The sequence below is a fragment of the Streptomyces sp. NPDC012508 genome (assembly GCF_042902595.1).
Lineage (GTDB): Bacteria > Actinomycetota > Actinomycetes > Streptomycetales > Streptomycetaceae > Streptomyces.
In genome coordinates this window covers 372,446-384,876 of sequence record NZ_JBIBEO010000003.1, presented here as the reverse complement: position 1 = coordinate 384,876, position 12,431 = coordinate 372,446, and the positions used below count along the sequence as shown (strand labels likewise).

Annotated in this window: 14 protein-coding genes; 8 read left to right on the top strand and 6 right to left on the bottom strand. The window is 70.8% G+C overall.

What is annotated here, in order from left to right:
* Window positions 1–75: 75 nt before the first annotated feature.
* Both ACFY8U_RS12195 and ACFY8U_RS12190 read right to left on the bottom strand, forming a co-directional pair.
* Window positions 76–519 carry a hypothetical protein gene (locus tag ACFY8U_RS12195; protein WP_389568949.1) on the bottom strand — a complete coding sequence of 148 codons (444 nt, stop codon included), beginning with the start codon at window positions 517–519 and terminating at the stop codon, window positions 76–78.
* A gap of 56 nt (window positions 520–575) precedes the next feature.
* Window positions 576–1,268, bottom strand: coding sequence for a DinB family protein (locus tag ACFY8U_RS12190; RefSeq protein ID WP_389568946.1), 693 nt, complete (start codon window positions 1,266–1,268; stop codon window positions 576–578).
* A gap of 75 nt (window positions 1,269–1,343) precedes the next feature.
* On the opposite strand from ACFY8U_RS12190, the gene ACFY8U_RS12185 reads away from it, so the two are divergent.
* Entirely contained in the window at window positions 1,344–2,078 is a 735-nt protein-coding gene (locus ACFY8U_RS12185; RefSeq protein WP_389568944.1) for a Clp protease N-terminal domain-containing protein, read from the top strand.
* Between the two features lie 116 nt (window positions 2,079–2,194).
* Here the strand turns inward: ACFY8U_RS12185 and ACFY8U_RS12180 are convergent, their stop codons facing one another.
* From ACFY8U_RS12180 to ACFY8U_RS12170, 3 genes are all read right to left on the bottom strand, one after another.
* A complete protein-coding gene (locus ACFY8U_RS12180; protein ID WP_361442788.1) occupies window positions 2,195–2,746 on the bottom strand; it encodes a hypothetical protein in 552 nt (183 codons plus the stop codon).
* A 61-nt stretch (window positions 2,747–2,807) separates the two neighbouring features.
* Complete coding sequence (locus ACFY8U_RS12175) at window positions 2,808–3,389, bottom strand: DUF4328 domain-containing protein (protein WP_389568942.1); 582 nt, start codon at window positions 3,387–3,389, stop codon at window positions 2,808–2,810.
* Window positions 3,390–3,557: 168 nt separating this feature from the next.
* Window positions 3,558–5,183 (bottom strand): glycoside hydrolase family 20 protein, encoded by a 1,626-nt coding sequence (locus ACFY8U_RS12170; RefSeq protein ID WP_389568940.1) that lies wholly within the window; start codon window positions 5,181–5,183, stop codon window positions 3,558–3,560.
* A 362-nt stretch (window positions 5,184–5,545) separates the two neighbouring features.
* On the opposite strand from ACFY8U_RS12170, the gene ACFY8U_RS12165 reads away from it, so the two are divergent.
* The 6 genes from ACFY8U_RS12165 (at window position 5,546) to ACFY8U_RS12140 (ending at window position 10,393) form a co-directional block, all read left to right on the top strand.
* Complete coding sequence (locus tag ACFY8U_RS12165; protein ID WP_389568936.1) at window positions 5,546–6,166, top strand: 2-oxo-4-hydroxy-4-carboxy-5-ureidoimidazoline decarboxylase; 621 nt, start codon at window positions 5,546–5,548, stop codon at window positions 6,164–6,166.
* A gap of 172 nt (window positions 6,167–6,338) precedes the next feature.
* The gene (sdhC, locus tag ACFY8U_RS12160; protein ID WP_361442776.1) at window positions 6,339–6,719 is read left to right on the top strand and encodes a succinate dehydrogenase, cytochrome b556 subunit; all 381 of its coding nucleotides are present in this window, start codon (window positions 6,339–6,341) and stop codon (window positions 6,717–6,719) included.
* A gap of 8 nt (window positions 6,720–6,727) precedes the next feature.
* Window positions 6,728–7,201: a succinate dehydrogenase hydrophobic membrane anchor subunit gene (locus ACFY8U_RS12155; protein ID WP_137993790.1), complete on the top strand. Its 474-nt coding sequence runs from the start codon at window positions 6,728–6,730 to the stop codon at window positions 7,199–7,201.
* A gap of 25 nt (window positions 7,202–7,226) precedes the next feature.
* Window positions 7,227–8,981, top strand: coding sequence for a succinate dehydrogenase flavoprotein subunit (gene sdhA, locus ACFY8U_RS12150; RefSeq protein ID WP_361596555.1), 1,755 nt, complete (start codon window positions 7,227–7,229; stop codon window positions 8,979–8,981).
* On the top strand, window positions 8,981–9,739 hold the full coding sequence (locus ACFY8U_RS12145) for a succinate dehydrogenase iron-sulfur subunit (protein ID WP_331907562.1): 759 nt from the start codon (window positions 8,981–8,983) through the stop codon (window positions 9,737–9,739). Before sdhA ends, ACFY8U_RS12145 begins: the two co-directional genes overlap by 1 nt.
* Window positions 9,740–9,853: 114 nt before the next feature.
* The gene (locus tag ACFY8U_RS12140) at window positions 9,854–10,393 is read left to right on the top strand and encodes a hypothetical protein (RefSeq protein ID WP_389568933.1); all 540 of its coding nucleotides are present in this window, start codon (window positions 9,854–9,856) and stop codon (window positions 10,391–10,393) included.
* Between the two features lie 138 nt (window positions 10,394–10,531).
* On the opposite strand, the gene ACFY8U_RS12135 is transcribed toward ACFY8U_RS12140, so the two are convergent.
* Complete coding sequence (locus tag ACFY8U_RS12135; protein WP_389568931.1) at window positions 10,532–11,095, bottom strand: MarR family winged helix-turn-helix transcriptional regulator; 564 nt, start codon at window positions 11,093–11,095, stop codon at window positions 10,532–10,534.
* Between the two features lie 86 nt (window positions 11,096–11,181).
* Here ACFY8U_RS12135 and ACFY8U_RS12130 point away from each other — a divergent pair, with 86 nt between their 5' ends.
* Window positions 11,182–12,420, top strand: a complete 1,239-nt coding sequence (locus tag ACFY8U_RS12130; protein ID WP_389568928.1) for an MFS transporter — start codon at window positions 11,182–11,184, stop codon at window positions 12,418–12,420.
* Window positions 12,421–12,431 lie beyond the last annotated feature (11 nt).

The window sequence follows — 12,431 nt, the reverse complement described above, 5'->3', positions numbered from 1 at the left end:
TGCCCCTCGTGAGGCAGGGCGCGAGGCGCCGTCCCCCCTTCCTTCAGCGCGCGGACCCGTCGAAACGTCACTGGTTCACAGACACCGCACAGGGGTCCTGGCCCGCCCGTGCAGCAGCAGATAGAAACGCTGTACGGATTCCTCCGGACCTGTCTCGAATCGGTTGACGACCTTTCCGAGCGGGTTCCAGGCACGCCCGTCGGGCATCCGTATCCCCACGGGCTGACGGAAGAACTCCCGCTGCCCCTCGTCGAAGTCCACCCACCGCGCGCCCGCCCGGCGCACGATCACCTCGCCGGTGTAGGCGCCGAGGCCCTGGAGGATGCCATCGACCCGGTCGCGGTCGGGATGGTCGCGGCGCAATCCGTCGACGATGAGGTCGACCAGACGGAGGCTGGCCACGGAGTAGTCGAGCGGCAGCCGGTTTCGGGCTGTGAGCCGCTCGACGACTTGGGACACGTAGGCGCGCATTCCGTCGGCGGACGGCATGGCCGGCGCGTTGTCGGATTCCCGGTACATGCCCAACCAAGCGACCGGTGGGGCGCAAGTGTCACAGGTGGCGGAGGTGGCGCTGGTCACACCGTCAGATCGGTGACCGCCTCCCCCTCCGCCCGCGGTGCGGCGAACCAGCGCCAGGACGTGAGCCGCTCGCGGCCCGGGAGCTCGCCGCGGCCGGTGGCCCACAGCAGGGTCGGCCAGCGGTCCGTGTCCGTGGGGGCGCCGGGGAAGAGCCGGGTGAGCACCTGACCGCACAGGCCGGCCGGCGGGTGGAACGGAACGCCGAGGCCTGTGGCGATGTCATGGCTGTGGACGAGCGTCTCGACGATGCCCATGGCCGCGAAGCCTTCGGCGTCGGAGAGACCGAAGCAGTGGTAGGCGCGCCGGTCCGCCGGAACCGTGCGGACGACGGCGGTCAGCAGCGCGCCGCACGACTCCAGGACCTGGAGCAGCCCCGCGGTCCCGGCCTTGGGATCGGCGTACGTGACGTTGGCGGGGCCGCCCTCACGGCGCCGCTCCCAGAGGAAGGGCACCTCGGTGCCGAGCGCCGGCGCGTCGAGGCCGAGCTGGGCGGCGTAGGCGAAGAGGTCGTCGGCGAGGTGTTCGACGGTCTCCCAGCAGCTCCAGGTCAGCCCGCCGGCGGGGCGCTGCCAGTCGGCGGCGGTGGTCGCGGCGGCGGCGCCGCGGAGGGCGGCGAGGGAGAGGCGGACGGCGTGCTGAAGATCGTCGGCGGTGATGCCGGGTGCGGTGGGGTCGCTCGTCGTCGTCATGGCGATCATCATGACGTCCGTCGAACTGTCAACCGAAGGTTGACACCCTCGCACTGTCAACCTAGGGTTGCCTCTATGACGAACCCAGTCGGCAAGACCATCCCCGTCCGGCTCGACGACCTCATCGAAGCGATCAAGAAGACCAACACCGACGCGCTCGACCAGCTGTCGAACGCGGTGATCGCGGCGGACCACCTCGGCGACGTGGCCGACCATCTGATCGGCCACTTCGTCGACCAGGCCCGGCGCTCCGGCGCCTCCTGGACCGACATCGGCAGAAGCATGGGCGTCACCCGCCAGGCGGCCCAGAAGCGCTTCGTCCCCAAGGACCCGGATACGGAGAAGATGGACGCGAGCGCCGGGTTCAGCCGCTTCACCCCCCGCGCCAGGAACGTGGTCGTGGCCTCCCAGAACGAGGCCGCGGCCGCGGGCAACGCCGAGATCGGCACGGGGCACGTGGCCCTCGGCCTGCTCGCGGAGCCCCAGGGCATCGCGGTGCACTGGCTGACCACACAGGGCGTGACGCCCGAGGCGCTGCGCGAGGCGGTCACCCCGACGCTGCCGCCGGCGGCCGACGAGGTGCCCGCGCTCATCCCGTACGACGCGGCGGCGAAGAAGGTCCTGGAACTGACCTTCCGCGAGGCGCTCCGGCTGGGCCACAACTACGTCGGCACCGAGCACATCCTGCTGGCGCTGCTGGAGTTCGAGGACGGCGAGGGCCCGCTCACGGGCCTCGGCCTCGACAAGGCGCGGGCGGAGGCGGACATCGCGGCGGTGCTCGAGCAGATCGCGATCAAGCCGGCGGAGTGACGGCGAGGCGATGACGGCTGTGGCCGGGTGCCCCCAGGGGCACCCGGCCACTCGTCCGTCATGGGACGGGCCGTACGGGACCGCACGAGACCGTGCGAGACCGTGCGCGGCGGCCCTCAGGCCGTACGGGCCCGGCGGGAGACCACCGCACGGAGCACCCGGCCGCCCTCCGTGGAGAGTTCGCGGGCCCGGCGCAGACCGGTCGGCCCGTGGGCGACCGATTCGAGGACGGTCTCCTGCCGGCGCAGCTCGCCCGCGAGGAGCGGGCCCGCACCGGCCCCGTCCCCCGCCCGGCAGCGCGCGATCGAGTCGTCGGTGACCTCGGCCGCGTCGTACCGGCCGTGCAGGGCGAGCGCGGTGACGGAGCATCCGGAGGCCCACGCCCGCAGCGGCCCGTCGGCCCACTCGGCGGGCGCGGCGCCCAGCATCTCGCGTACGAGCCCGGCCGCCTCACCCTCCTCGGTGCCGGCACCGTCGAGCTCGATCCGGGCCTTGGCGACCGCCTCGCCCCATGCCCCGCCGTCACCGCGGGCCACCGCCGCCCAGACGGGTCGCAGCACCTCGCCGCCCTCGGGTGCGAGCAGCGGCAGACACCGGTCCAGGCAGGCGAGCCCGGCGGCCGCCAGACTCCGTTCGTCGGCGCGGTCGATCAGTTCCAGCAGGCTCATCGGGGCCTCCCGTTGCGGACGCAGTACTTCCCTTACTGCGTCACTTGGCGCGATTACGTCACTACGCGGCCGGAATCATGCCAGTGGCCTTGGCGTGCTGCATAGAGGTCAGCCGCCGGACGAAGAGGATCGCGAGGACCGCGGCGAAGATGTCGAGGACGTAGCCCGTCAGGGACCACGAGGACGCGGTGACGTAGGCGTCGGGGGTCTCGGCCCGCTTGTACAGCAGCGAGGCGATCCGGCTCACCACGATGTCGGCGACCCACACCGTCCACCAGGCGTTGAGGAGAGCCAGCTCCCGGGCTCCGTCGGCGGCGTACGGCCGCCAGCGGCTGGCCCGCCAGATGTCGGCGGCGACCCCCTGCGGAATCCACAGATTGCCGATCGGGACGAGCCATCCGCCGACGGCCCAGCCGGGCTTCCGGCTCTGCAGGTCACCGGCCCAGACCTCGGCGTTCCGCCGCAGCCGGTGGAACCAGACGATGAAGACGATCCCGGTCGCCACGAACAGCGTGAACCCCATGCTGTAGGCCACGTTCAGGTCGAGGGCCCCGATCACGGCCGGGTAGAGGAACTCCCCGGTGGTGGTGAGATAGCGGACCTCGATCGCGCCGAAGAGGACGTCGAAGAGGATGTTCCCCACGAGCAGGACTACGACGGCATACGAAAGACCGTTCGGATTACGGAGCATGGTTGAGCGACCCCCACGGGTGAACGGCTCCCCTCCCCGAGGAGCCGGCGCGGCTGAGCGGCCGGCGCGAACGGGACCGTACGTCCCACGGGACCTTCCCGTCCACGGGGAAACCGCTGGTCAGCCGCGCACCTTCACCGCCAGCTCCTGGAACTGGGCCCAACTCATCGTCGGTGTCCGGGCGTCCCACAGCTTCTGCGCCGTCGCCGTCAGCGGCATCCGGATCCCGTCAGCCACCTGCGCCTGCGTCTGCGACTGGGACAGATCGCACCAGACCGCGAACCGGCCGCCCAGGATCTGGGGTCCGTACCGCGCGGGCACGGGGGTCGTGCCCCTCAGCACCAGCGGGGTCCACTGCTCGTAGATGCGGCGGCCGGTGGGGTACGTGAACTCGTTCGGCTCGCCGAGGACGTAGTACAGGAACTCGTCGTTGAGGTTCACGACCTTGCGGCCCTCGGCCAGGTACTCGGTCGGCGGCCGTGCGCCGATCTCCTTGCCGGTCCAGTACTCGACCTCGATGTCCTTGTCGGCGTGGACGACCCCGCCCCGGAAGAAGCCGTCGTTCCAGGCCTTCGCCACCTTGCCCTCGTCCCGCACGACCGCCGCCCGGTCGTTCAGCCAGCCCTCCGCAAGGTCCTGCACGCGCGCCTGGGGGCCGTACTTCTCACGCGCCGCCGTCGCCAGCTGCGGATAGGAGGTCTCCGGGGAGCTGACGGTCAGCGCCTGGTACTCGTCGGCTCCGACATGGAACCAGCCGCCGGGGAAGAGGCCCGCGTACTCGCGCAGCAGCTCGTCCAGGAGTCTCGCCGAGGCGGGCTTGGAGATGTCGATGGCGCCCTGGCGCGGGACCCCCTGGACGTTGCGCAGCTGGAGGTCCGGGTAGGCACGCAGGACGGCGCCGAGGTGTCCGGGTGAGTCGATCTCGGGCACGACGGTGATGTGCAGGGTCTGCGCGAGGGCGAGGATCCGGCGCACCTCGGCCTTGGTGAGGTGCTGGGCCGAGACGATCTCGGGGTGGGTGTCCGAGGCGATCCGGAAGCCCTGGTCGTCGGAGAAGTGCAGACCGAACTGGTTGAGCTTGAGGTCGGCCATCTCGCGGAGCCGCGCCTCGATCCACTCCGCGGTGAAGAACTTCCGGGCGATGTCGAGGTTCAGCCCGCGCTGGGGCTTGGCGGGCGCGTCGGTGACGGTGCCCTCGGGCATGGCGCCCGAGCCGTTCACCGACTGCTTGAGGGTGCGGGTCCCGTAGAAGACCCCCGCCTGGTCGGGCCCGGTGATCCTGACCCGGTCGTCACGGGTGGTGAGGGTGTACGACTCGGGGGCGCCCTTGCCGCCGAGGGCCAGCTCGATGTCGCCCGCGCGGGCGGCGACGGCCCCCCGGTAGGCGATCTTGAGCTCCCCCGCGAGCAGCCGGCCCTCGTCGGCGAGGCCCTCGCTGCCCGCGGCGACGACGACTCCGGCCTCGGGCGTGGGGCGCCAGCCGGGTCCGCGCGCCGCCTCGTGGGATCTGACGGCGGGGACCGTGAGCGGCGCGGAGGAGAGGGGGTACGTCCGGGTGGGCGTGGGGCTGGGCGGCGGCGTGCTCGTCGGCGCGCTGGTGACGGCGGACGGCGTACCGGCGCCGGAGGTGGGGCCGCCGGGGCCGGAGGAAGCACCGCCGGAGCAGGAGGTCACGGTGGCCAGTGCCACCGCGGCCGCGACGAGGGTGGGGCCCGCGTGGGGCCTTCGTATGGCGTACCGCATCATTCGGAATCCTCCCTCAGACCGTCGCGTGCGGCCATTCGGGGCAGGTTCTCGACCCCGGAACGTCACGGACGCGTCCCGAAACTCTCCCTTCCGGGTGAAATTCGTGCATCCGTCGGACAGTTCCTTCACCCCGTCGATAACGTTGCGTCACACCCACCCCATCTTTCCCGGAGTCCACGCTGACCAGCGACACCCGCACCCCGTCCCGGAACCGGGACCTGGGCTCCGCCGCGACCCCCGGGACACCCGCCGCGCCGCCCGCGACCTCTCCGACGCCCGCGAGCCCGGCGCGCCCCGCGATACCTGCCCAGCAGGGCGACCCCCGGCACGTCGCCGCGCGCGCCACGCCGGCGACGCGCACGGTGACCGGCGCCCCAGGTGTCCCTGCCGCGTGCGACACGCCCGACGGTCCCGCCACGCCCGGCGGTCCCGCCACGCCCGAGGGTCCCGCCACGCCCGAGGGTCTCGCGCGTTTCAACGCCGCCCCCGCCGCCGTCGCCGAGGAGCTGCTCCTCTCCTGCTGCCACAGCCCCCGCTGGGCCGAACGGGTGACCGCGCACCGCCCGTACCCGACACTCGACGCGCTGCTCGCCGCCGCCGACGAGGCCGGTTACGACCTGTCCGCCACCGATCGCCAGGAGGCTCTGGCCGCCGAGTCCTCCGCCGCGCCCCACCCCGACGCCCCGGCCGCCGCGCACACCGCGCTGCGGGCCGCCCACGCCGCGTACGAGAGCCGGTTCGGGCACGCCTTCGTGATCAGCCTCGACGGCGTACGCCCCGGCGAGCGCCTCGACCAGGTGCTCGCGGGCATCCGGTCGCGCCTCGCCAACGAGCCGGACGAGGAGCGGGTGGTCGCCGCCGACGAGCTGCGCCGGCTGGCCCGCGCCCGCCTCGCCCACCACATCGGCGCGGCGCTCGCCCCCGATCCGGCACGCGCCTCCGGCGCGGCGCCCCTTTCCGTACAGGCGTCCGGAATGCGGTGATTCGGGCCGTCGCGATAGCCCGTCCGTGCCACTTTGATCACACCTATGGACCCCGCGCGAGCGAACCGACAAGTCGTCGCTACGATGACCGGGGCCGGTGGACCGTACCCGGCCGGGTCAGACCGACACTGAAGCCGGCCGACCCTGATCCCCGCTCCCGGAGGGTTTTTCCGTGCCGGCTGGAACGCTGTACCGCGGCCGGGAAGGAATGTGGTCCTGGGTGGCTCATCGAGTCACCGGCGTCCTCATCTTCTTCTTCCTGTTCGTACACGTGCTGGACACCGCTCTCGTCCGCGTCTCCCCCGAGGCGTACGACGACGTGGTCGCCACGTACAAGACGCCGATCGTCGCACTCCTCGAGTACGGCCTGGTCGCCGCCATTCTCTTCCACGCGCTGAACGGCCTGCGGGTCGTCGCGGTGGACTTCTGGTCCAAGGGCCCGCGCTACCAGAAGCAGATGCTCTGGACCGTCGTGGGCATCTGGGTCGTGCTGATGGCGGGCTCCATCTACCCCGTCCTCGGCCACGCCGCACGTGAACTGTTCGGGAGCTGACGCCAGACATGTCTGCTGACACCACTTCCGCGATCGGTCCCGTCGAGGGCGCTTCCTACGACGTGGACAACCCGGCCCCGTACATCGAGGCCCCCCGCAAGCGCACCGGCAAGACGCCGAAGGCGACGCGAGGCAACTTCGAGATGGCCGCATGGCTCTTCATGCGCCTCTCGGGCATCGTCCTCGTCGTCCTGGTCCTCGGCCACCTGCTGATCCAGCTCTTCCTCGACGGCGGCGTCTCCAAGATCGGCTTCGCCTTCGTGGCCGGCCGCTGGGCGTCCCCGTTCTGGCAGGTCTGGGACCTGCTGATGCTCTGGCTCGCCATGCTGCACGGCGCCAACGGCCTCCGTACGGTCATCAACGACTACGCGGAGCGGGCCAACACGCGCCTGTGGCTCAAGGGCCTGCTGTACACCGCCACGGTGTTCACCATCCTTCTGGGCACGCTGGTGATCTTCACCTTCGACCCGAACATCCGCTAGGCACGGGGCTGAGGTAATCCACGTCATGAAGATCCACAAGTACGACACCGTCATCGTCGGCGCCGGTGGCGCCGGCATGCGCGCCGCCATCGAGGCGACGAAGCGCAGCCGCACCGCCGTCCTGACGAAGCTCTACCCCACCCGCTCCCACACGGGCGCGGCGCAGGGCGGCATGGCCGCTGCGCTCGCCAACGTGGAGGAGGACAACTGGGAGTGGCACACCTTCGACACGGTCAAGGGTGGTGACTACCTGGTCGACCAGGACGCCGCCGAGATCCTGGCGAAGGAGGCCATCGACGCCGTCCTCGACCTGGAGAAGATGGGCCTGCCGTTCAACCGGACCCCGAACGGCACCATCGACCAGCGCCGCTTCGGCGGTCACTCCCGCAACCACGGCGAGGCGCCGGTCCGCCGGTCCTGCTACGCCGCGGACCGCACCGGTCACATGATCCTCCAGACGCTGTACCAGAACTGCGTCAAGGAGGGCGTGGAGTTCTTCAACGAGTTCTACGTCCTGGACCAGCTGATCACCGAGGTCGACGGTGTCAAGAAGTCCGCCGGTGTGGTCGCGTACGAGCTGGCCACCGGTGAGATCCACATCTTCCAGGCCAAGGCCGTGATCTACGCCTCCGGCGGCACGGGCAAGTTCTTCAAGGTGACCTCCAACGCGCACACCCTCACGGGTGACGGCCAGGCGGCCTGCTACCGCCGCGGTCTGCCGCTGGAGGACATGGAGTTCTTCCAGTTCCACCCGACGGGCATCTGGCGCATGGGCATCCTGCTGACGGAGGGCGCCCGCGGTGAGGGCGGCATCCTCCGCAACAAGGACGGCGAGCGCTTCATGGAGAAGTACGCGCCGGTCATGAAGGACCTCGCGTCCCGTGACGTCGTCTCGCGCTCCATCTACACGGAGATCCGCGAGGGCCGTGGCTGCGGTCCCGAGGGCGACCACGTCTACCTCGACCTGACGCACCTCCCGCCGGAGCAGCTCGACGCCAAGCTCCCGGACATCACCGAGTTCGCCCGTACGTACCTCGGCATCGAGCCTTACACGGACCCGATCCCGATCCAGCCCACCGCGCACTACGCCATGGGCGGCATCCCGACCAACGTCGAGGGTGAGGTCCTGGCGGACAACACCACCGTCGTCCCGGGTCTGTACGCGGCCGGCGAAGTCGCCTGTGTCTCCGTGCACGGCGCCAACCGTCTGGGCACGAACTCGCTGCTCGACATCAACGTGTTCGGCAAGCGCTCGGGCATCGCCGCGGCCGAGTACTCCGCCAAGAACGACTTCGTCGAGCTTCCGGAGAACCCGGAGTCCCTCGTCGTCTCGCAGATCGAGAAGCTGCGCAACTCCACGGGCAGCGAGCGGGTGGCCGACATCCGCCGTGAGCTCCAGGAGACGATGGACGCCAACGTGATGGTGTTCCGCACCGAGCAGACGATCAAGACGGCTGTCGAGAAGATCGCGGAGCTGCGCGAGCGCTACGAGAACGTGTCCATCCAGGACAAGGGCAAGCGCTTCAACACGGACCTCCTGGAGGCGATCGAGCTGGGCAACCTGCTCGAGCTGGCCGAGGTCATGGCCGTCTCGGCCCTGGCGCGCAAGGAGTCCCGCGGCGGTCACTACCGCGAGGACTACCCGAACCGCGACGACGTCAACTTCATGCGCCACACCATGGCGTACCGCGAGGTCGGCGACGACGGCTCCGAGACCGTCCGTCTCGACTACAAGCCGGTCGTCCAGACCCGCTACCAGCCGATGGAGCGTAAGTACTGATGGCTACCCCCGTACTGGACAAGGTCGAGGCGGAGTCCGCCGCCTCCCCGTACATCACGGTCACGATGCGGATCCGCCGCTTCAACCCCGAGGTGTCGGACGCGTCGGTCTGGGAGGACTTCCAGATCGAGATCGACCCGAAGGAGCGTGTGCTCGACGCCCTTCACAAGATCAAGTGGGACGTCGACGGCACGCTGACCTTCCGCCGCTCGTGCGCGCACGGCATCTGCGGCTCGGACGCGATGCGGATCAACGGCAAGAACAGGCTCGCCTGCAAGACGCTGATCAAGGACATCAACCCCGAGAAGCCGATCACCGTCGAGGCCATCAAGGGCCTCACGGTGATGAAGGACCTCGTGGTCGACATGGAGCCCTTCTTCCAGGCGTACCGGGACGTCATGCCGTTCCTGGTCACCAAGGGCAACGAGCCGACGCGTGAGCGTCTGCAGTCGGCCGAGGACCGCGAGCGCTTCGACGACACCACCAAGTGCATCCTGTGCGCCGCGTGCACGTCGTCCTGCCCGGTCTTCTGGAACGATGGGCAGTACTTCGGCCCGGCCGCGATCGTCAACGCGCACCGCTTCATCTTCGACTCGCGTGACGAGGCGGGCGAGCAGCGCCTGGAGATCCTGAACGACAAGGACGGCGTGTGGCGTTGCCGCACGACGTTCAACTGCACGGACGCCTGCCCGCGTGGCATCGAGGTCACGAAGGCGATCCAGGAAGTGAAGCGCGCGCTGATCACGCGTCGCTTCTGAGCGTTTCCACGGCCGGAGGCCCGTTTCTGTACGCTGCGGCGTGCGGGAACGGGCCTTCGGGCTTTCCATTGTCCGGATCATGTGTCCGAAACACTTCGGGGAGAGCGGGGATTGATGAGCGAGCCGAACCCTTACGCGGACGGTGAGTACAAGTGGGGGCCCGACCAGCCGGGGGCGCCCGGCTACGGATATCCGCAGGGGACGCCGGGTTACGGGTATCCCCAGGCGGCCCCCGGTCCTTCGTACGAGCCGACCCTCCCGGGCCTGCCGGTGCCGCCGCAGTATCCGCCGGTGGCTCAGGGCGGCGGCGGGGCACCGATGTTGAGCCTCGGTGACATCACCGTCGTCGGGGACCAGATCATCACGCCGGCCGGTGCGATGCCGCTCAAGGGCGCCGTGTGGAACGCGATGGACATGTCGCGGACGGAGGAGAAGATGCCCACGGTCGCGATCGTGCTGGCCGTCGTCTTCTTCATCTTCTGTCTGCTGGGCCTGCTGTTCCTGCTGATGAAGGAGAAGCAGACGACCGGCTTCATCCAGGTCTCGGTGACCAGCGGCGGCCGGCACCACTCCACGATGATCCCCGCGACGGGCCCGGACACCTTCCACTGGGTGATGAACCAGGTCAACTTCGCGCGCTCGCTGAGCGTGTGAGCGCCGGGGCGAGGGTCGAAGTGAACCTCTAGGGGATCGCGTCAGGGGCCTGCCCGGGGCGGCCGGGTCCGACCAGGGGCTTCCCGGGGCAGGCTGCTGCGCCCCGCCGCGCGGGCGGCGCCGATCAGGAGGCCGTCCCTAGCGGGCGCGCCGTTCCGCCCAAGGGGCACCGGGAGCGCCGGTGACGTCCGGCTCCTCGGCGACGACCATGATCCGGCGGAGCATGTCGTTGAGCAGGGCCCGTTCCTTGACGTCGAGGACGCCGAGCAGCCGCTCCTCCTCGTGACCGAGGACGTCCATCGCGCCGAGCCAGGTCTCCCGGCCGGAGGCCGTGAGCTGGACGACGACGCGGCGGCGGTCGGCCGTGGACTGCGTACGGCGGACGAAGCCCCGCTTCTCCAGGGCGTCGAGGCGGCCGGTGACCGAGGCGGGGGCGAGGTCGAGGTCCTGGGCCAGTTCGGAGGGGGCCGCGCTGCCGCCGCGGCCGGCCAGCTTGTGGAGGGTGTCGAACTCGTGGCGTTCCAGCTCGAAGTCGACGAGGGACTGCTCGCGGACCCGCCGCAGATGGACGGAGAGCTTCTTCATGCGGGTGACGGCGCCCTCCACCACCGGGTCGAGGCCGGGCAGGACGGGCTGCCAGCGGGCCACGTGCTCGTCGGTCCAGTCCCGCGCCGTGGGCCCGGTGGGTTCGGTCGGCTCCATGGGTCGATCGTACGTCGCCCTCCATGATTATTCGGTATCAAATATTTCGTTGACGAATCATTCGGTACCGAAATAGCGTGCCTGTCATGCCCACCGCCTCTTCCGGCACGACCACAGCGCCCACGCCCCCACCCGTCCCCGTCCCCCATCCCCTGCGCACCCGCTCCTTCCGGCTCCTCTTCACCGGCCGCGCCCTCTCGCTCCTCGGCGACGCCGCCATCCCCGCCGCGCTCGCCATCGCCGTCTGGGAGGCCACCGGATCGAGCTCCGCGCTCGCGATCGTCCTGGCCTGCGCGATGGTCCCCAAGCTGCTCCTGCTGCCCATCGGCGGAGTCGTCGGCGACCGCTTCGACGCCCGTACGGTCGCCCTGACCACCGACCTCGTCCGCTGCGCGACCCAACTCCTCGTCGGCGCCCAGCTGCTGAGCGGCGACCCGTCCCTCTGGGTCATCGCGGCCGCCGAAGTCGCCGGCGGCGCGGCGAGCGCGTTCTCGATGCCCACCAGCTCCCCGCTGATCACGGGGACGGTGGCCCCCGAGGCCCTGCACCGCGCCAACGCCGCCATGGGCGTGGCCAAGAGCGTCACCCGCCTCGCCGGACCCGCCCTCGCCGGCACGCTGATCGTCACCGTGGGCGCCGGCTGGGCGTTCGTCCTGGACGCGGCCACCTTCGCCCTCAGCGCCCTGCTGCTGCTCGGCGTACGGGCCGAGCGCGTGACCGTCCCCCGCAGTTCGATGCTCGCCGACCTCAAGGAGGGCTGGCAGGAGGTCAGGTCCCGCGACTGGTACTGGACCAGCCTCATCGGCCACAGCGCCTGGAACGGCGCCGCCGCCGTCCTGATGACCCTCGGGCCGGCGATCGCCCTCACCCACCTCGGCGGCACGACCGTCTGGGTGGTGTTCCTCCAGGTCGGCGCGGTCGGCTTCCTCCTCGGTGCGCTGCTCGCCGACCGACTGCGCCCCCGGCGCCCCATCCTGACGGCCAACCTCGGTCTCGCCGTGTACGCCCTGCCGCTCGTCCTGCTGGCCGTCCCCGCGCCCGCGCCGGTGACCATCACCGCCTACGGGCTCGCCCAGGTCGGCCTCGGCTTCCTCACCCCGGTCTGGGAGACCGCCGTCCAACGGGCCGTCCCGGCCCACGCCTTGGCCCGCGTCGGTTCCTACGACTGGCTGCTCTCCCTCGCCGCCATGCCGCTCGGCTACGCCCTCGCCCCCCTCGCCGCGTCCGCCTGGGGCCCGGAGGTCCCCCTGATCGCCGCCGCGGTCGTGGTGGGCGGCTGCTGCCTGGGGACGGCACTGGTTCCGGGGGTGCGGAAGTTCGGCTGAGGGCCGGGGTG

What these genes read in the sequence shown, in the direction of transcription:
- ACFY8U_RS12195 (WP_389568949.1), bottom strand. Translation starts at nt 519, where the DNA reads ATGTACCGGGAATCCGACAACGCGCCGGCCATGCCGTCCGCCGACGGA.
- ACFY8U_RS12190 (WP_389568946.1), bottom strand. Translation starts at nt 1,268, where the DNA reads ATGACGACGACGAGCGACCCCACCGCACCCGGCATCACCGCCGACGAT.
- ACFY8U_RS12185 (WP_389568944.1), top strand. Translation starts at nt 1,344, where the DNA reads ATGACGAACCCAGTCGGCAAGACCATCCCCGTCCGGCTCGACGACCTC.
- ACFY8U_RS12180 (WP_361442788.1), bottom strand. Translation starts at nt 2,746, where the DNA reads ATGAGCCTGCTGGAACTGATCGACCGCGCCGACGAACGGAGTCTGGCG.
- ACFY8U_RS12170 (WP_389568940.1), bottom strand. Translation starts at nt 5,183, where the DNA reads ATGATGCGGTACGCCATACGAAGGCCCCACGCGGGCCCCACCCTCGTC.
- ACFY8U_RS12155 (WP_137993790.1), top strand. Translation starts at nt 6,728, where the DNA reads ATGTCTGCTGACACCACTTCCGCGATCGGTCCCGTCGAGGGCGCTTCC.
- sdhA (WP_361596555.1), top strand. Translation starts at nt 7,227, where the DNA reads ATGAAGATCCACAAGTACGACACCGTCATCGTCGGCGCCGGTGGCGCC.
- ACFY8U_RS12145 (WP_331907562.1), top strand. Translation starts at nt 8,981, where the DNA reads ATGGCTACCCCCGTACTGGACAAGGTCGAGGCGGAGTCCGCCGCCTCC.
- ACFY8U_RS12140 (WP_389568933.1), top strand. Translation starts at nt 9,854, where the DNA reads ATGAGCGAGCCGAACCCTTACGCGGACGGTGAGTACAAGTGGGGGCCC.
- ACFY8U_RS12135 (WP_389568931.1), bottom strand. Translation starts at nt 11,095, where the DNA reads ATGGAGCCGACCGAACCCACCGGGCCCACGGCGCGGGACTGGACCGAC.
- ACFY8U_RS12130 (WP_389568928.1), top strand. Translation starts at nt 11,182, where the DNA reads ATGCCCACCGCCTCTTCCGGCACGACCACAGCGCCCACGCCCCCACCC.